We start from the raw sequence: 18,463 nt of genomic DNA, 5'->3' as shown, positions 1-18,463 counted from the left end.
GATTCCTCACTCCCTCTCCATTGGCAATAGCGTAACCTTGCGCAAATTCATTAATGAATCAGAAACCAGCAATAGTCCCCGTACTTCAAGACGATGTACGCCTGCCGAGAGAATGGTCAGTTGACCCATTTCAAATTCTCCCCAGCATCCGTCCCCACCCGTATCGAAAGCGGTACAAGTCAGCTTTTGTCCATCCAGAGACAACTCATAACGTCCTCCTGCCTGATCCGCTCCAGCGGCCAAGGTGACGATCACTCGGCACTGGACGGGCACTTCTTCCTCTGAACGGAACGTCCATTGAACAGCCGCATTTGGAGCGGTCCAACCGGTAACGCCATCATGACCACGTTTTCCATTATCGTATCGCAGGCCATCGCCCTCGATAATGCCATCATAAGCCCAGAACGTATTCGCCATCTGAGATATGAACCTCGGAGTGAGATTCGTCTCCAGCGCTCCATCCAGCTTCAGCTCAACCACAGTCGCATAGGCGTCCTGAGGTACCGAACGCACATCAATCTGCCAGTCCCACGGCCCAAGCTTTCGGAACGGCAGGTGGCCCACCTTCGCCTTCGCTCCGATAGGCCTCGCATATTGAACTCCGCTAGCGAGACCAGGCAGGATCAAGAAACCGTCCTGAGGCCATTCTCTCACCAGCAGGTACAAGAGATTCTCATCCGGCTTCCATGTGCAATAACCCCACTGTGGCGTACCAATCGGACTGCCGCTCGTGCCGTATATCGCCTCGCCGTTCCGTTCCAAGAAGCTGCCCACCGTCTCCAGCAGACTTCTCGATGTATCGTCAATCGCTCCGTCTCCGAGCGGCCCGACATTCAGTACCAGATTACCGTTTGTGGCTGCCACGCGCAGCAGCTGTTCGATCAATTCGTCCGGACTCTTCCAATGGTCATCGTCATATCGGAACCCCCAGGAATCATTCAGCGTATGAATCGATTCCCAGTCCCGCTGCACCGGGTGGAACCGGAGCTGGTTATCATGCGGATTGCCGTAATCCGCAAATCGGTCATCCCGCAGCCGCTTGTTAATCAAGCAATCCGGCTGCAGCCGGCGTACCAGATCATAGAACCACACGGCATGCTCGTCGCTGATCTTATGACCGCAATCAAACCACATCAACCCAATCGGGCCATAGTCGGTCAGCAGCTCCTCAACTTGAGGGAGAGCCTTCTCGTGAAGGTAACGCTCGAAGCGTTCCCGCTTATCGTCATCTCCGATCCATTCCTCCAGTTGATCCCATGCGCCGATATTCCCCGGGTAATCCAGCGTGTTCCCCTGCGAATCCGGGTGATGCCAGTCCATGGCATGGGAATAATAGATTCCCAGGCGAATCCCCTCTGCTTCGCAGGCCTCTGCCAGTTCCTTGATCGGATCTCTCGGAAAATTAGCATGACGAGTAATCGAATAATCGCTGACCTTGGAATCGTACATCGCAAACCCATCATGATGCTTGGCCGTCACGATAACATATTTTGCTCCGGACCGCTTGGCCAGCGCAACCCATTCATGCGCATCGAAAGCCTCCGGGTTCATCCCGGCTGCGGCCTCCGCATACTCGGTCACCGGAATCTTTCCCCTTAACTGGATATGCTCCGCATAATTGGCATCCACCCGTTCACCGTTCCACATCCCGCCCAGTATCGAATAAGGCCCCCAATGCACAAAAAGCCCAAAGCGTGCTTCCCTCCACCAGGCTATCTGACGGTTACTATCATGATCACTTACCAGCTTATCGCTTATAAGAGCATTCGACCTTTCCTGCTCCAGTCCTGCCCCATCCATGTATTCATCCCGCTTCATGCGTACCCTCCTCACTTACTTGCCATTGGCTCAACTGTCTAATAACCTCCATTATAGAAGTAACGCTGGTGCAGCCTCTTTGTTTTTTTGGGTTGGGGTTGTGTTTTGTTGAGGTGGGGGGAACAACCTGGACCCATGAATATGATCCTATCTGGGTGCAAGAACAGTTGGAGAAGCTGCTGAAATAATGAACAGAAAAAAACCAAGCATTTAGGGGGCAATCCCTGTAAATGCTTGGTTTTTATTATCATCCATTCATGTGCTTTTAGTCCAGGCACTCTCCTATATCCAACAAATTACCTTATGGAATTACCAACCGTTAAGACCACGATACTCCAACCGTTCCCATAAATTGTCATAACGTTGCTGATCTTCATCAGATACTCCATGTCTGAATTGTTCAAATAATTTTACACATTGCAGTGTCGCATTTTCATTGCGAATTTTAATAGCAGACGCAAGCCCATCTAAAGCACTTCTAGCTCCCTCATCATATCTTCCTTTTGTAAAATAATAACGTGACAGTTCGGCCTGAAACCGCACATATCGCTCTGCCCTTACTAAATAATTATATGTACCGTCGTCCTTTTGATTTAATGATAAAATATGATCTTCAAACTTTAGTAAAACATGATCTATATCGAACTGAAAACGATTAGCAGCTTGAAAAATCTTGGTTAACGCAGGCAGGATTTCATCTTCTTTTGTTTCAATAAATCCCACATATTCAGCAATAATTTCAAAATCACCCATCATTACCTTATATAAATATGTATTCGCTATAGCCCACATTTTAAAATTATCTTTAATCGCAAGTGCTTCTTCCGAGTCCTCTTTAACCCAGCTCAAGTCGGAATATAATGCCACATATCGTAATGCCTGCTCATAATCACCAGACTCATCACAGACAGCTGAACACATCAAATATGAATAAATGATATATAAAAACAATGGCTTTTGGGGCTCTTTATCATGATGATAGCGAATGCCATCCTTCCCATATTTAAAAGCATATTGAATCTTTGCCTTTCGTCCCATCTCTTTAGCCAACATATCAACCTTACTCCAATGGCGCAGAGAGCAGTATACATTGGCCAAATCTTTTAGTGCATCAAGCTGATCCACTTCATCTAAACGTTCGACGAATTCCTCAAATTTGGTGGCTGCCCGAAGATTTTTTTCCTGGTCATGACCTAATGAGATTGTAAACAGTCGATAATGGCACAGAGCTAACCGTTCAGAATGTTGATATTTCTCACTCTCGGCTACTGATTCGTAAATAATTGAGGCAGCTGAATTTTTACCCTGATTAAACAAATCCTCTGCTGTGTCATAAAGCATCGGCACATAAGCTAGGTTATCCGTCATGTATCGAACAACCTTCTGAATTAACTCCAGCTTATCCAGTTCGGCACAGCGGTACAAAAATGGCTTTAGTCTTCGCCAATTCAGCGGATAAGCAAAACATTCATCCGCATACAGCTCATAAAAGCTGCCTTCGGGAAGTCCCATCGCCGATACCATTCGATCTAATTGCTGCATAGCAATGGGGCGCACACCCTTAATAATAGTGCTTAACGTCCCTGAGTTAATTTTTGATCGTTCCGCAAATTGATTTATAGTTAATCCCGTCTTTTTCAGGTGAAAATCCAATTCTGATCGTATCGTGGTTGTATGTATCAATTCAAACAACCTCCAATAAGAATATCCGCATACCGAACATCCATAATTTAGTATGACTCTATAGTAATAGTATAAATGAGTCTAACACCTGTCAATTAATGCTTAAAGTTAGTATTGCACACAATAACTCACTTTGCTAAAAGAATACCTTTTGCAATCACATGCCATACTTGAATACATTTACAATTTAACACATGAAACTTTTAAGGACAATAATTAATGTATAATGAAACTTTTAGTGACTCCAATATTAACTATCTTTTGTCTACACTTCTTATATAAGAGGAGTCGATACATATATGGAAAAATCGGTTGCAGAGAGATTGGGAATTGCTATACGAGAAATAAGAAAAAACCAGAACTTAACTCAAGAGGAGCTTGCCGAAAAAATCGGGTCCTCGTTTAGCTATATAGGCAGGCTGGAAAGAGGAGAAGGCAATTTCACTATACAAACCCTCGAGAAAATTACAATAGCGCTAAACATCGACTTCTTTGACTTTATGTCATTAGGTAAAAAAGATAATGAGATCATATTAGAAATTAACTCGCTGCTATTACAACAAGATGAAGAAAACCAATTAAAAGGATTAAACATCCTTAAAGAGTTATATCGGAAATAAAGAATGAACATTACAAAAGATATCTATCTTTCTTATACGATTCTTTAAGTCAGCGTTTTAATACGATAACTAACTCCTGATTATGCGGGAGTTTTTTAATTGCTTTACCAAATTGATAAATGAACAAAAAAGAGAGCTTGTTTTGAAAAAAGATTGATCAAAACAAGCTCTCTTATTCATTGAATCAGATTTTCTTAAAACTTTAGCTTTACCTTTTAAGTAAGGATATTATTCCGTTTGTTCTATCATTTTCCCCTTCGTTTGTTTGATGCGAAAATTTCCTGACAAGTACAATCCGAAAAGCACAACGATGGTGGCTACGACCGAGTACCACGTAAGCGGTTCACCCAGGATGATGGCTGCCAGGATATAGCCCGCGACAGGATTTAAAAGTAGCCAGTTGTTTGCTTTAACGGCATCTTGTTTCAATAAATAAAACCAGAGACCCATGCTAAAAATGGAGAGACCGAAGACGGACCAGATCAAGTATTCGACTAGATGAGCGTCCACATTGACCGGATTTCCAGACTCTAGGAAGAGAGCAGGAATCATAATAATCATTCCGCCAATGAATACCTGCCAAGCGTTGATCACAAGATTAGGCAATTGAAGATTGGCCTTTTTAAAGACGAGACTTCCAACAGCCATCGAAACCATCGCCAAAACAAGTAATAAAATGCCGCTTAAGGAGGCATGACTGTTTGCCAATGATGGGTAGGTTGCGATGAATAGACCTATGGCAGAAACAGCCATACCCATCCATTCTTTTGCACGAATGTTTTTCCCCATGAAGATTAGGGAAAAAAGCGCAAAGACAAAAGGATTTATGGGTAGAAAGAGATTGAATATCCCGGCGGAAATGGTTCGAAGCGCTAAGTTGCCTAGACCAACAAACAACGAGGTATTCAGCAAACCCAGAAGCAGTAAAACGCCCCACTCTCTTTTGTTAGGTAAAGGGTATTTCCCCTTTCTAAATCCATAAATAAAGACCAGTAGCAGCACCCCGGCGATCAGAAAACGTAATGTGGCTAATGTTAATGGAGACGCTGAGAGCAGACCAATTTTCATGATAATGGCCCCCGAAGCATATAAAACCGTAAAAAGTAACCCAATGAACAACCCTTTCAAATTCATGACTCAACATCCTTCTCTCTGTTCATTTTGTGCCGTTCGAACCTTGCCCAAATGAATTGAACTTAACACGGGTTTATAATAGAATATATATAAAGATTTGAGAAGTACGCATAATTTTATTATATAGTATTAATTATTGAACTATTGGGAGGGATAAGGGGTTTGAGCGATCGTAAACATAAGAACCATGTGATTCCAAGTACAGAAGGGTGTCCTGTTGAAACAACTCTGGAAGTTATCGGGGGAAAATGGAAAGGTATTATTCTCTATCACCTCATTGAAGGTCCGAAAAGATTTAGTGAATTCCGCCGCCTGTACCCGGCCATTACGCAGTTCATGCTCACGCTGCAGCTTCGGGAGCTTGAGCGGGATGGCATTATTCATCGCGAAGTATATAAACAGGTACCACCTAAAGTGGAATATTCGCTTACTGAATTCGGAAAGACATTGGAACCGATCATTTTATCCATGAAGAGTTGGGGAGCAACTTATAAAAATAGAATTGTTGATATTCGTTTACAATCGCAGGATCCTGAAGAGGATGGTCAAAATAGTCAGAGCGATGGCTAAGCGACCTATTAAAAATCCAGAATCAGAAAATACAATTCAAAACCAAGCACCCTTTTCAACAACAGGTCAAGTTCTTCTAGCGATCTAAGGGTCTGCTCACATCTACTCGTTATTGTGGCTGCACTCTATTGTATTGACAGGTATAGCAGCCAATGTTATGATTCAACGTATCATTTATGAGGAGGCTCGTGATCTATGTTACATTCCATGCGTATAAGATAAGTTGGCAATAAAAAAAGCGGATTTTCCAAACCACAAGTGTGGGCTTTTTTTGAGCTGCTTATTTCCTGCGTATGTAGACATAGATTGCGACACGGTTAGCTTGTTTGCTATGCCTTTGTATCGCCATCTTCTCTCGTTATCCATGCAGATTTAAGCCCCATTGTGGACTCGGATCTGTATTTTTTATTGCCAAAAAACAGCCGAACGATAAAAACTAGCAGAAAAAAAATAAATATGAAAAGGGGCAGATCTTATGAGATCCATGCATTGGTACTTCTTTATTTAGACCTCTCTTCTTCAATCGCAGGAGATCCTGCGAACAGAAACTGCGATTTTTGAAGGAGGAAACACAATATGGAATTATTGATAAAAGCAAAAGATATGGTTGTGGAATATTCGGGGCGCGATGTTCTGGACATTGATGAACTGGAGCTTTACGACTACGACCGAATCGGTCTGGTTGGTGCGAACGGAGCAGGAAAAAGCACACTGCTAAAAGCCCTGCTGGGGGAAATTCCTTTGTCCCATGGTACAGTCATTCGGGAAGGCAACATCAGTTATATTCCCCAATTGGATGATGTCATGGTACAAGAGATTCAAGATTACGCTTTAATCGGCAAGCTGGGAATTGAGAGCTGTGAAGCGGAGAATATGAGCGGCGGTGAAGAAACACGGCTAAAAATAGCCCAGGCCCTCTCCAGAGAAGTGCACGGAATTTTTGCCGATGAACCGACGTGTCACCTGGATCGGGATGGCATAGACTTTCTGATCCACCAGCTTAAATATTTTTCCGGCGCCTTGCTCATCATCAGTCACGACCGTTATTTCCTTGACCAAGTCGTCGACAAGATCTGGGAGTTGAATGAGGGGAAAATCACGGAGTACTGGGGCGGATATTCCGATTACCTGCGCCAAAAGGAAGAGGAACGGCATAGCCAGGCTGCAAAATATAAGCAGTTTACTGCGGAACGGGAGCGGCTGGAGAAAGCCATTACCGAAAAGCTTAACCAGGCTCGAAAAGTGGATCAAAAGGCCAAGGGCGCTTCACGAAAAAACAGCTCCGAAAGCGGAGGCCGCCTGGCTCATCAAAAATCGACGGGCAGCAAACAGAAAAAGCTCCATAATGCCGCTAAAAATATGGGGCATCGAATCGAAGCGCTTGGTGAGGTGAAACCCCCTGAAGCCATGCGATCCATCCGTTTTCGGCAAAGCAAAGCCTTGGAGCTTCATCATTCGTTTCCGATTACCGGGAAAGACATCTACAAACAGTTTGAGGGCAAGGAGATTTTCGAGGAGGCCTCCTTCCAGTTTCCATTGGGTGCCAAGATCGCAGTCACCGGTGCGAATGGATCTGGCAAAACGACGCTTTTCAAGATGATACTCCATCGTGAACATGGTATTTCCGTATCCCCTAAAGCGGAAATCGGTTATTTTTCCCAAACGGGTTACAAGTTTGACCGTGATCAGGGGGTTATGGAGTTCATGTTGGAAGACAGTGATTATGAGGTATCGGAAATTCGAGCCGTTCTGGCATCGATGGGATTTTCTCAGCAGGACGTACGCAAGGCATTATCCGTGTTGAGCGGCGGAGAAATCATGAAATTGCAGCTTGCCAAAATGCTGTTAGGACGGTACAACATCCTGCTGATGGATGAACCCAGCAATTTTCTGGATCTTCCTGCGGTGGAAGCACTGGAACAATTGATGAAGGACTATGCGGGAACGATCATTTTCATTTCGCACGATATCCGTTTGATAGAGAATGTAGCTGATACCGTATATGAAATCAGGGACAAAAAAATCATTCAGAGGGCTTAACGACTGTTCGGGTCTTCGAGTGGGTAAGCGGGGTTCAAACACAAAGAAAAATTTGAAGACAGCACTTCGTAATATGATCAAATAGGGCACCCATATGGGTGCCCTATTTCAGTTGCCCCAATGGCCACTGGCGAATCTCAAACAGCCCGTCCTATCCAAGTCCTTCGAAAACAACGCGCAAACTTATGAACCGATTGGATACAACGGTGGTGCGGCAGAGCAGCTTTGCTCAAATGATGGGCAGCCACCTCTCCGACTGTGTTGCTACTTGTCTACAACGGGTTTGAAAGTTGGTATTTGTAGCATAACCACTTAATGATTGTCAAACAGGACATCCGCGGTGAGCTGGATGTGCGCTCTAAAGATCTGTACAGCACGATCACTGTCGCGGCTAAGAATTGCATCTGTTAATGCCTTATGTTCAGCGAGGCCATCGCGAACTTGCTGTTTAGGGGGCGAACAATGTCGATAAAATTCGCTCAAATCCCAAAGGTTGCTGCAGATATTCAGGAGAACCGGATTGGGACATGCAGCTATAAGTTCGTAATGAAATTGACGGTGGATCTCGGACCACTCTTCGCGAACGATAAGCTTTTCATTTACTTCCTTGTGCTCCGCTGTCTGCGATAATTTGTGATGAACGGCGATTACATTGGACTCCCATGTGAGATCGCCATAAGCGATGGATAGGCGTAAAGCTTCGGATTCATTGATTAACCGTGCTTGTATGATGTTATTCAGCTCTTCTTCCGACGCCGTCTTTACTGAAAATCCGTGGTTAGGGTTTTGCTGTACAAGACCTTGGGTCGCCAATCGGGTCAGCGCTTCTCGAACAACGGCAACCGAGACCTCAAAATCTCTGGCTAATTCCGAAACTTTCAATGGGAAGCCGGGTTCATATTGTCCAGTCAGAATATCGGACTGTAGTTTCTTCGTGACATTCTCGCTTAAGGTGGACGAACCGTTCCTTTTGGCCATGAAGCAGCACCTTCCTTCATGCACATTATAATTATCCGTATTTCGATAGTTTACACCGAAATTTATAAAAAAACAAAGACTAAATTCAATAATGGACAAATAAAACGATTATTCTTTACAGAATCGATTATGTTGTGTATTATCGACATTGTAAAATAAAAGGAGGTAATATACAGTGAACAACAATCCATTTTCCAAGTTGCCAGAAGTCGCAGTCTTTCAATTGACGAGTAACGACATTGCGGAGGGCCATCCTCTACAGCCCCAGCAATACTCGGAGATGTCAGGATTGGAAGGCAGTAAAGATCTTTCGCCCCATTTGAAATGGTCGGGTGCACCCGAAGGGACAAAGAGTTTTGCCGTAACCGCGTATGATCCGGATGCCCCGACCGGATCAGGCTTGTGGCATTGGGCCGTCATCAACATTCCTGCCAGCGTCACCGAACTGCCAACCGGTGCAGGTGACGAACATAGCAGTGGTTTGCCGCAAGGCTCCTTGCAACTGCCGAACGATTTGCGACTTGAACGGTTTATCGGTGCGGCGCCTCCAGCGGGACACGGCCCTCATCGGTATTATTTTGTCGTTCATGCGCTGGATGTCGAGAATATTGGCGTCGCCCCTAACTCCACACCGGCTCTCCTTGGATTCACCATGCTGAGCCATACGCTGGGAAGAGCCGTTCTCATGGCAACAGGGGAAATCAAGTAATCCAAGCTGTTGAGGCATGGGAGACGATGGTATGAAAAATTTTGGTGTTCGTATACAACAAGAGCTGAAAAGTCTAATGCTCCAAGCGACGCAGCATCAAAATATATGCCCCAAGTGCCAGCAGCCCATTCTAATTTTGAAGCATACGATCATTTGCGGCTGTGGGAGCAAGATCAAAAACAAATTCAAATTCAAATTGTCCAAAGTAACAGAAAAGTCCTCAATTTTGAGGACTTTTCAGTATTTTGGCGATGAGCATCTACCAAGCAAAGTATTTAAAGCATCCCCCTGCAATGCTGTTTTATCCTATAGAAATGAGGCATTCCAATGCAATCCAATCAAAGCGTTCAAAAAAATAACAGAGAGTTATTACTTGGTTTACTTGTCTTTACGCTCATTATTTCCGTCATGAATGCAACCATGTTTAATATTGTACTTCCTAATATCAGCAAACAGTTTCAACTTTCTCCATCGCAAGCGAGCTGGATCATCACAGGCTATATGATTGTATACGCAATCGGCTCGGTAACCTACGGAAAATTGACAGACAGATACAGTCTGAAGAATTTGTTGACGTTTGGCCTGCTACTTTTTGCAATTGGATCTATTGTAGGCTTAGCGGCTATTCAATATTGGATGGTCATTGTGGGTCGAATTGTGCAGGCAGCTGGTGCATCGGTCATTCCAGCGATTGCAATGATCGTCCCGGTTCGTTACTTCTCTCCTGAAAGCCGCGGTCGTGCGTTGGGTACCGTTGCAATCGGATTTTCACTCGGTTTGGCAATAGGTCCGATCATTGCTGGAGTGGTAAGCAGTACGTGGAACTGGCGGGTTTTATTTGTAATTTCGCTTTTATCGTTGCTTACGTTACCGATGTATCGGAAATATTTAGATGAAGAAAAGGGAGTTGCCAGAAAAATCGACTTTATTGGCGGATTGCTTTTAGCGGGCACAGTGGCCATTCTGTTACTGGCTTTAACAAACGGAAGTATCTGGTTTGCCTTGGTGGGTACTATTACTCTCATTTTTTTCTTATTACGTATACGATACACTTCGGCGCCATTCATTAACCCGGCTATATTTCGAAACAAACCTTTTACATTCGGTCTAATTATTACTTTCGTAATGATCGGGATTAGCTTTGCCATTCCATTCATTACACCTCAGTTGCTTTCTTCTGTAAACCATTCGTCACCTGTTTTCATCGGAATGGTTATGTTGCCATCATCTTTAATGGCCGCGTTTTTGGGTCGGCGCGGCGGCAAATTAGCAGATGAAAAGGGAAATCCGTTCCTTGTTTATACAGCAGCGGCACTTCTTCTGATTGGCTTTATCTCTTTGTCTTCCGTCGTTGGCATGTCGCCAGTTTTTATTGGGATCTTTCTTATTTTTGGTGCTGTTGGTCAATCGTTCATGCAAATTGCGATGTCGAACACCGTTTCACGAACGCTATCAAAAGAGCATATAGGAGTAGGTATGGGATTATTCTCCATGATCACTTTTATTTCTACGGCAACATCAACAGCTGTTATCGGCAAGATACTGGATTTGGGCACATCGACCATTCGCTTAAATCCGATACCACAAAATAGCACGACTATCATCTATAGCAATATTTTTATGGTGCTTGCCATTCTTATCGTTGTGGTAGCTGCGTTTTATTATGTACAGTTTGGGCGTGCAGTTAAAATGGATGCGGACGAAAAGATGAATAGCGAACCCGTTACTTCGAAAGGTTGATATTGAAATGCCCAAGTCAGATCGGGTTAGTTGTACGCAAAAAACAGAGCGCTGATAAAATCAGCGCTCTGTTTTTTCAGATTATTTTTTGAAAGTCACCTTCTTAGATAATCCATCTTCCAGGTTCATTTCACCTTTATGGCGAACGAATACATTTTGGTTTCCTTCAAATTTTGGAGGGTTCTTCGGATCATAGTCAACCCAGCGACTATTCCCATTCCCTTTTCCATTTCCATTTCCATTCACAGAGTACTCCATGTACTGGGTAGCACCAATAAGCTCATTTTTCTCATCATCAGCTTCAACATGAGGTGGTAATTGAGCAACCGTACCATGATGCACACCCAGCTCTTTAATAACTTTATCTGTTTTATAATCATACGCTTTTATTTTCACATCATTTCCGTTCACTTCAACCTGAAGTCCCTGTTTAAAATCAATGCCGGTTTGCACTTCGCCACCATTAGGACCTGCCGATGCCCAGCCCATTTGAATACCAGCTGTGTTCACAACAGTAAAACCACGCTTATCTCCACCTTCAACTACCTTTTTACCTGCCCAATCCGGAAGATTCAGATCCCAGTGACTGTGGCTTGTAAAGAGAATGACTTGTGGGTAATCCTTTAAGATTCCTTCTAATTTATCCTGGTCTAAGTAATCACCTGTGTAGGGGGATTGATTGGAGCCTGAAATACTATCCTTGAGGACATGATGACTAAAGAGAAAGATGGGTTTATTGGGATCATTCTTTGAATATTCTTCAAGATTCTGCTTTAACCAATCAAGCTGCTCATCACTAAGATAAACCTCATCCCACAAGGATTTATCATGATAATGCATATATTTTTCGGTTCCTATGAAAAGCAGCGGATATCCGTCTAACTCTTTTTTATGATAGACTTTCTCTTCGCCCGTAAAGTTATAAAAATTTTCGAACATTTCGGATTCCGGCGTATTATTCGGCCACGTGTTTTGCGCTAATTTGTTCGGTGTTGCCCATTTCGGTTTATAAAACTCATGATTTCCTATGCTGTACCAAACATGTTCTGGACGAAGATTACTATCTAACACCTGTTGTACGGCTTGATATTCAAAGTCCCACCCTCGGTCTGTAATATCACCATTCACGATTAATGCTTTTGAAGCAGGGTTTACCTGTTTCATATCGTTAAGCACATGCTTAAAGTCGTTGTAATCCCCTTGAATGTCACTAATGACATCAAAAGTAAGACCTGGATCTTTGGAGAATAGAAGCTCATCCAGTTTTGCTTGCGCTGATCCTGAAAAAGCACCCATATTGAAAATAATAGATGTTGCCATAATGCTTGTTAGTAGCTTCTTCACAATTATTCCTCCTAGTTATCATCATTTCAGAATATCATCCGCAAAACGATATAAGTTTCTATCATATTGTAAACAGGAAATATTAAGGTAATATTCTACTGGAGTAAATAATGAACAAAAAAATGTAAATAAACCAAAGCTGTAGCAATATTTATATAAAATAAAAACACATTCGAATGTGAATGTGTTTTTTATAACTACTCCTGATAAATATGTGGAAATCGTAGTAAATTAATTATCTTAGATACTTTTTCTGGTATTGACCCAGCTTTGTATTTATAATGACAGCCATTTTCTTTTCTGAATAATTGATCTGTACCATTTTCCACAAATACCATGTCAGGGTTAAAAGCCATCAACATATTGCCGAATATATTAAACAACACTTCTAATCCTTTATCGAATGATTTCCCAAATAATTGGATTCAAATCTCTGCATTAACAACATAGTGAAGTTTAACAAAAAAGAGGGGCTCTCCGCCCCTCTTTGCTAGTTCCGCCAATGCGTCTCCGGTTTAATTGTCCATTCGCGCTAACAGTGAATAGTGCTCCCATGTGTAGGGGAAGCTGATTCAACACATAACAAGGTGGGAAGGGGCCGGAAATCAGTGCCTTCCCGCTACGTAATATCGTTTAACTTTAACAGGATACGGCCTTAACTTCTCCGCTTTCTTAAAACTTCGATGTGCTTGATCAGCATAAGCAGCAGCTCACGATCCAGCAATTCATTTGAGGAAGTTATTAGGTAAAGTAAAAACTAGTTATTGTTGCTATCTGTTTCTTGTATACCCGGTATAATTGAAACTGGTGACGAAGACCTGCTGTATCCATCTTCATTCCTCGCAACCACCCGAATGTAATATTTCGTTCCGTTTACTAATTTGGTCACTGTTTTGTTATTATCAATTGCGGATCCAACATACTGATAGGGGCCCTCTTCCGAAGTCGCAACATTCACTTCATAATTGGTTGCATTATCCACTTTATCCCACGTAACCATTGCTTCTTTGTCCCCTGGTACTGCTTGAACATTTATAGGCGTGCTCGGCCGGATTAAGGATACCTCATTTGAGTTCGGGCTCGTTTCCGATCCGTTCAATGCCGTTACGACATAATAATAATCCTTATAATGATTCTCATCATTGTACGTCTCTTCATCTAGATACCCTAACCAAGGTCTTTCCTGAACAGTAGCAATAGTTGTATAAGGACCCCCAGGTGTCTCGGATCGTTTCACTTCGTAATGAGTCGCTCCCGGAACCGAGTTCCAATATAAAGAAATCGGTCCATCTACTATCTTTTCAAGATGCGGGGCATTTAATGACTGATTTATACCCGGTATAACTGAAACTGGTGACGAAGACCTGCTGTACCCATCTTCATTCCTCGCAACCACCCGAATGTAATATTTCGTTCCGTTTACTAATTTGGTCACTGTTTTGTTATTATCAATTGCGGATCCAACATACTGATAGGGGCCCTCTTCCGAAGTCGCAACATTCACTTCATAATTGGTTGCATTATCCACTTTATCCCACGTAACCATTGCTTCTTTGTCCCCTGGTACTGCTTGAACATTTATAGGCGTGCTCGGCCGGATTAAGGATACCTCATTTGAGTTCGGGCTCGTTTCCGATCCGTTCAATGCCGTTACGACATAATAATAATCCTTATAATGATTCTCATCATTGTACGTCTCTTCATCTAGATACCCTAACCAAGGTCTTTCCTGAACAGTAGCAATAGTTGTATAAGGACCCCCAGGTGTCTCGGATCGTTTCACTTCGTAATGAGTCGCTCCCGGAACCGAGTTCCAATATAAAGAAATCGGTCCATCTACTATCTTTTCAAGATGCGGGGCATTTAATGACTGATTTATACCCGGTATAACTGAAACTGGTGACGAAGACCTGCTGTACCCATCTTCATTCCTCGCAACCACCCGAATATAATATTTCGTTCCGTTTACTAATTTGGTCACTGTTTTGTTATTATCAATTGCGGATCCAACATACTGATAGGGGCCCTCTTCCGAAGTCGCAACATTCACTTCATAATTGGTTGCATTATCCACTTTATCCCACGTAACCATTGCTTCTTTGTCCCCTGGTACTGCTTGAACATTTATAGGCGTGCTCGGCCGGATTAAGGATACCTCATTTGAGTTCGGGCTCGTTTCCGATCCGTTCAATGCCGTTACGACATAATAATAATCCTTATAATGATTCTCATCATTGTACGTCTCTTCATCTAGATACCCTAACCAAGGTCTTTCCTGAACAGTAGCAATAGTTGTATAAGGACCCCCAGGTGTCTCGGATCGTTTCACTTCGTAATGAGTCGCTCCCGGAACCGAGTTCCAATATAAAGAAATCGGTCCATCTACTATCTTTTCAAGATGCGGGGCATTTAATGACTGATTTATATATGTTATTTCATTTATGGCTACCCATGAATTACGACCATCAATATTTATTTTAATCGCATCGTAGTTGCCTGGATTAACTGGAATAGACTCCAGTACAACAGGTGTACTTTCGGCTGAAGCAAGAACATTTCTTATCGTAGGCTCACTTATTTGTGTCCATAATCCATTTTTGAATCCAAAGACCGTGTACTCCTCATCCGTTGTGGGAGTGGCAACTGCTGCTAGTTGCACTGCAGAAATATTCAACTCCGTTGGGAAATCAAGTTGCAGCGTTGCTTGGTATGTTGTTGCGTTCCATCTTGTTTTTAAATCTTTATCGATTACATTTGCGGGAATATACGAATCCGCTACGCTGCTAGCTGTTGCGATAGTCCCGCTTGGGAATGAATTACCCTGCATTTCTTTTACGGATTCCCCATAGGCATAAGTATCTAATAATACAAATAATAGAATAAAAATACTTAATCCTGTAATTTTTTTCATAAAATTTAATCATCTCCTTTTTATATTATAGACTCTCTTTTATTATCGGATATCTCGAAATTCTTCTTAATAGTAAATTATTTGAATCTTTAGTCTTGTATAGTAAGATTAAAGATTCAAATTAAGACTCTGGAAGTATCTAAGGCCTGAAAATAAAACCTACATACTGTTGATATAAATACTCTGTCATCATCAGCAACTCATACTACGAATCTTGTCTGATAATGAGGAATCAAAGTAGTTTCTAAATGTTTCACCCATACTACTGTTATCCTCATAAACGTAGTAATATCTTACGAAATTTAATTAACTGCGGTATATCCGTAGCTTTTCGAAACAGCACGATTGGCTTCCTTTCTGTTCAAAATTATTCAAATATAATACCATATAATAGAATTAATTTAATTGTCTCGTTTTATAGTTTGCAGAGTGTCAGGCTGGATGCGTTCGGTCATTTGAGCCAACTGCAAACTGTCTTTTGGATGTAGCCCCCCCATTGTAATCATCCTCTCCCTAGAAAAAAAGCCCTCTCCATCAAGAGAGGGCATACCCAAATTAACTTCACACACATTTTCCCGTTCCAAACTAGTAGTGAACAGCATTCCACATATGCGTATGCGAGAACATATCCACCAGCGTAACCCTACCGTCCGATACCCACCATTTCATGCCGCAATGCAGCTGATGCTCGCGGCGAAAGCGATGGGGCCCAGATAATTGTTCTTGTCATTTCATTATTATCCTTTTCTTTTTCTTCCTTCTTATTTCTTAAGCAGATTAAAGAGCGCCTCAAGCCGTATGCTATGATTGCATGACTCGCAGGAATATTTCCCTTTCTGGTTTTCCTTGAAATTTTTATATCCCGTGCTTCCTTCGTACAGCCGAAATGTCTTCTTGCAGCAAAAGCACTCCACCACATAATAAATCAACATGCTCTCTCCTCCTTGGGAGCGTTCTTATTTGCGCGTGGCGTGATCAAAGATCGTAATCAGTTCCTGTACATAAGCCTTTACGTGAAGATCGGGGTTTCTCATCAATTCCAGGCTGAATCCATCGATGGCATGCCCGATAGCGAGCGCCATGACTCGGGAGGATAACGGGGTGAATTCTCGAAAGCTTCCTTCCTTCGCCCCTGCATGCAGAATCGCCTCAATCGGTTGAAACACACCTTCATCCGTATCCGCCGAAAACCGAGGCTTCCCCTCCTTCGTCCTCATGCCCGTCACGATTTCCACAACGGCAAAAACCATCTTCCGATGATCCGCGATAAACTCCAAATTCGCTTCAATATACTTCTTGAGCCTGTTTTTCGGAGAAGCTTCGTCACGCAGGATTGGCTGCATAAAGGACTCAAAGGCGATATAATACTCCGTCACCACCTGCTCCAGGAGCTCATCCTTGCCTGCAAAATGATAGGAAATCACCCCTTTGCTAACGTTGGCACGCTTGGCGATTTGACCTATCGAAGCTTGGGCATAACCGTCCTCGGCAATGGTTTCGATCGCACATGCCACGATCTGCGCACGGCGGGCCTTCTCAATAAAAGACATTTCCTTTTGGTCATTCATTTTATTTTTAGTATTCATGGTTATATTTTAGTACGATCGTACAAAAAAAATCAATAAAAAGCCTGCCCATCTTTTCGGAAATGGGCAGGCTTCCGCCTGAACTCATATAGATTGCTGGATCCTGACCGTCCGCGATGCAAAGTAGTAATCCGCGCTACATTATTTACGCAGGCTCAGATTTGCTCACGCGGTCCGTGATCACTGCGATTGCTCCATCTCCGGTTACATTACAAGCCGTTCCGAAGCTGTCTTGCGCAATATAGAGGGCGATCATGAGCGACGTCAGCGTTGTATCGAAGCCCAGCATGGACTCCAGCAATCCGAGTGCTGCCATGACGGCACCTCCAGGGACTCCTGGAGCGGCAACCATCGTGATGCCCAGCATCAGAATAAATGGGAACATCATGCCGAGGGAAGTTGGCATCCCCGTCAGCAGCATCACGGCCATCGAGCAGCTTACCAGCGTAATCGTGCTACCGGATAGATGTATGGTTGCGCACAGAGGGATGACAAAATCAGCGACCTTCCCGCTGACCCCGTTCAGCTTGGTTTGACGCAGCGTAACCGGAATGGCAGCGGCAGAAGACTGCGTACCTATCGCCGTAAAATAAGCCGGCAGCATGTTCTTCAGCATGGCAAACGGATTCTTGTGCGTGACTTGCCCCGCAACCAAGTATTGTATGATCAGGAACAGCACATGCAGGACAATGATCATAATGAATACTTTGGCAAAGACCGACAGGATCGTGGTCACTTGCCCGCCATAGGTTAAGTTGGCAAACACGCAGAGGATATGATACGGCAGCAGCGGAATGATGATCGAGGCGATCAGCTTCTCCACAATCTCCCGGAAATCAACCATGACCTTCTGCAAGGTTTGTCCCTTGATTACAGCCGCTCCCAGCCCAAGTGTAAAGGCTAGCAGTAGAGCAGTCATTACCCCGAAAACAGGCGGCATGTCAACTTTAAAAAAAGGCTCCAGCAGCGCCTCTTCCGGATTGGAGTAGGAATTAACCAGACCACCAACCTCCAACATATACGGATACAATAGCGTCGCTGCCAAGAACGCCAACAGCCCCGCGATAACAGTGGAGAGATAAGCAAGGCCCGTGGTCACGCCCAGCAGGCGACCGGCCCCTCTTCCCAGCTCCCCGATCCCGGGAGCAATAAATCCGATGATAATTAAAGGTATGGCAAAACCAATGAAAGTTTCCAAACAACCCGCTAAAGGTAGCTAATCCGGCAACCAGCCATTCCGGTGAGAACGATCCGATCGCAATGCCGAGCAAAATGGCTATAAGGATTTTCGGCAGCAAACCGAGTTTTTTCATGTTCATGCTGTTATCAC

The 18,463-nt window shown here is 43.5% G+C and carries 13 protein-coding genes and 1 pseudogene; 5 read left to right on the top strand and 9 right to left on the bottom strand.

All coding sequences use genetic code 11. The features are described 5' to 3' along the window. Positions 1-6: 6 nt before the first annotated feature. Positions 7-1,818 carry an alpha-L-fucosidase gene (locus NYE54_RS06495; protein WP_339270919.1) on the bottom strand — a complete coding sequence of 604 codons (1,812 nt, stop codon included), beginning with the start codon at positions 1,816-1,818 and terminating at the stop codon, positions 7-9. 309 nt (positions 1,819-2,127) lie between these two features. Continuing rightward, the gene (locus NYE54_RS06490) at positions 2,128-3,501 is read right to left on the bottom strand and encodes a helix-turn-helix transcriptional regulator (RefSeq protein ID WP_339270917.1); all 1,374 of its coding nucleotides are present in this window, start codon (positions 3,499-3,501) and stop codon (positions 2,128-2,130) included. Positions 3,502-3,800: 299 nt separating this feature from the next. Between NYE54_RS06490 and NYE54_RS06485 the strand changes: the two genes are divergently transcribed. Next, entirely contained in the window at positions 3,801-4,121 is a 321-nt protein-coding gene (locus tag NYE54_RS06485; protein ID WP_339270915.1) for a helix-turn-helix transcriptional regulator, read from the top strand. Between the two features lie 228 nt (positions 4,122-4,349). Here NYE54_RS06485 and NYE54_RS06480 read toward each other — a convergent pair whose 3' ends face one another. Further along, on the bottom strand, positions 4,350-5,255 hold the full coding sequence (locus NYE54_RS06480; RefSeq protein ID WP_339270914.1) for a DMT family transporter: 906 nt from the start codon (positions 5,253-5,255) through the stop codon (positions 4,350-4,352). 162 nt (positions 5,256-5,417) lie between these two features. Between NYE54_RS06480 and NYE54_RS06475 the strand changes: the two genes are divergently transcribed. Together NYE54_RS06475 and NYE54_RS06470 are read left to right on the top strand one after the other, a co-directional pair. Next, entirely contained in the window at positions 5,418-5,825 is a 408-nt protein-coding gene (locus NYE54_RS06475) for a helix-turn-helix domain-containing protein (RefSeq protein ID WP_076322785.1), read from the top strand. Between the two features lie 576 nt (positions 5,826-6,401). Then, positions 6,402-7,865 (top strand): Msr family ABC-F type ribosomal protection protein, encoded by a 1,464-nt coding sequence (locus tag NYE54_RS06470; RefSeq protein WP_339270912.1) that lies wholly within the window; start codon positions 6,402-6,404, stop codon positions 7,863-7,865. 312 nt (positions 7,866-8,177) lie between these two features. Here NYE54_RS06470 and NYE54_RS06465 read toward each other — a convergent pair whose 3' ends face one another. Continuing rightward, positions 8,178-8,843, bottom strand: coding sequence for a GntR family transcriptional regulator (locus NYE54_RS06465; RefSeq protein WP_339270911.1), 666 nt, complete (start codon positions 8,841-8,843; stop codon positions 8,178-8,180). Between the two features lie 175 nt (positions 8,844-9,018). Between NYE54_RS06465 and NYE54_RS06460 the strand changes: the two genes are divergently transcribed. Together NYE54_RS06460 and NYE54_RS06455 are read left to right on the top strand one after the other, a co-directional pair. Then, a complete protein-coding gene (locus NYE54_RS06460) occupies positions 9,019-9,552 on the top strand; it encodes a YbhB/YbcL family Raf kinase inhibitor-like protein (RefSeq protein ID WP_339270910.1) in 534 nt (177 codons plus the stop codon). Between the two features lie 327 nt (positions 9,553-9,879). Beyond that, on the top strand, positions 9,880-11,292 hold the full coding sequence (locus NYE54_RS06455; RefSeq protein ID WP_339270908.1) for an MFS transporter: 1,413 nt from the start codon (positions 9,880-9,882) through the stop codon (positions 11,290-11,292). A gap of 81 nt (positions 11,293-11,373) precedes the next feature. Here the strand turns inward: NYE54_RS06455 and NYE54_RS06450 are convergent, their stop codons facing one another. The 5 genes and pseudogenes from NYE54_RS06450 to NYE54_RS06430 form a co-directional block, all read right to left on the bottom strand. Continuing rightward, positions 11,374-12,636, bottom strand: coding sequence for a DUF4073 domain-containing protein (locus NYE54_RS06450; protein ID WP_339270907.1), 1,263 nt, complete (start codon positions 12,634-12,636; stop codon positions 11,374-11,376). A gap of 757 nt (positions 12,637-13,393) precedes the next feature. Then, complete coding sequence (locus tag NYE54_RS06445) at positions 13,394-15,547, bottom strand: fibronectin type III domain-containing protein (RefSeq protein WP_339270906.1); 2,154 nt, start codon at positions 15,545-15,547, stop codon at positions 13,394-13,396. A 761-nt stretch (positions 15,548-16,308) separates the two neighbouring features. Next, a complete protein-coding gene (locus NYE54_RS06440; protein WP_339270905.1) occupies positions 16,309-16,479 on the bottom strand; it encodes a hypothetical protein in 171 nt (56 codons plus the stop codon). Between the two features lie 24 nt (positions 16,480-16,503). Next, positions 16,504-17,133 (bottom strand): TetR/AcrR family transcriptional regulator, encoded by a 630-nt coding sequence (locus NYE54_RS06435; RefSeq protein WP_339270903.1) that lies wholly within the window; start codon positions 17,131-17,133, stop codon positions 16,504-16,506. Positions 17,134-17,278: 145 nt separating this feature from the next. Further along, a pseudogene (locus NYE54_RS06430) lies at positions 17,279-18,446 on the bottom strand (dicarboxylate/amino acid:cation symporter). Positions 18,447-18,463: the final 17 nt, after the last annotated feature.

The sequence above is a fragment of the Paenibacillus sp. FSL K6-1330 genome (assembly GCF_037976825.1).
Taxonomy (GTDB): domain Bacteria; phylum Bacillota; class Bacilli; order Paenibacillales; family Paenibacillaceae; genus Paenibacillus_AQ.
Note: the sequence above shows the minus strand (reverse complement) of the source record. Positions and strands in the feature narration are given on the sequence as shown.

Bases quoted from the DNA above. Each gene is read 5' to 3' on its own strand.
- NYE54_RS06495 (WP_339270919.1), bottom strand. From the start codon at position 1,818: ATGAAGCGGGATGAATACATGGATGGGGCAGGACTGGAGCAGGAAAGG.
- NYE54_RS06485 (WP_339270915.1), top strand. From the start codon at position 3,801: ATGGAAAAATCGGTTGCAGAGAGATTGGGAATTGCTATACGAGAAATA.
- NYE54_RS06480 (WP_339270914.1), bottom strand. From the start codon at position 5,255: ATGAATTTGAAAGGGTTGTTCATTGGGTTACTTTTTACGGTTTTATAT.
- NYE54_RS06470 (WP_339270912.1), top strand. From the start codon at position 6,402: ATGGAATTATTGATAAAAGCAAAAGATATGGTTGTGGAATATTCGGGG.
- NYE54_RS06465 (WP_339270911.1), bottom strand. From the start codon at position 8,843: ATGGCCAAAAGGAACGGTTCGTCCACCTTAAGCGAGAATGTCACGAAG.
- NYE54_RS06455 (WP_339270908.1), top strand. From the start codon at position 9,880: ATGCAATCCAATCAAAGCGTTCAAAAAAATAACAGAGAGTTATTACTT.
- NYE54_RS06445 (WP_339270906.1), bottom strand. From the start codon at position 15,547: ATGAAAAAAATTACAGGATTAAGTATTTTTATTCTATTATTTGTATTA.
- NYE54_RS06440 (WP_339270905.1), bottom strand. From the start codon at position 16,479: ATGTTGATTTATTATGTGGTGGAGTGCTTTTGCTGCAAGAAGACATTT.
- NYE54_RS06435 (WP_339270903.1), bottom strand. From the start codon at position 17,133: ATGAATACTAAAAATAAAATGAATGACCAAAAGGAAATGTCTTTTATT.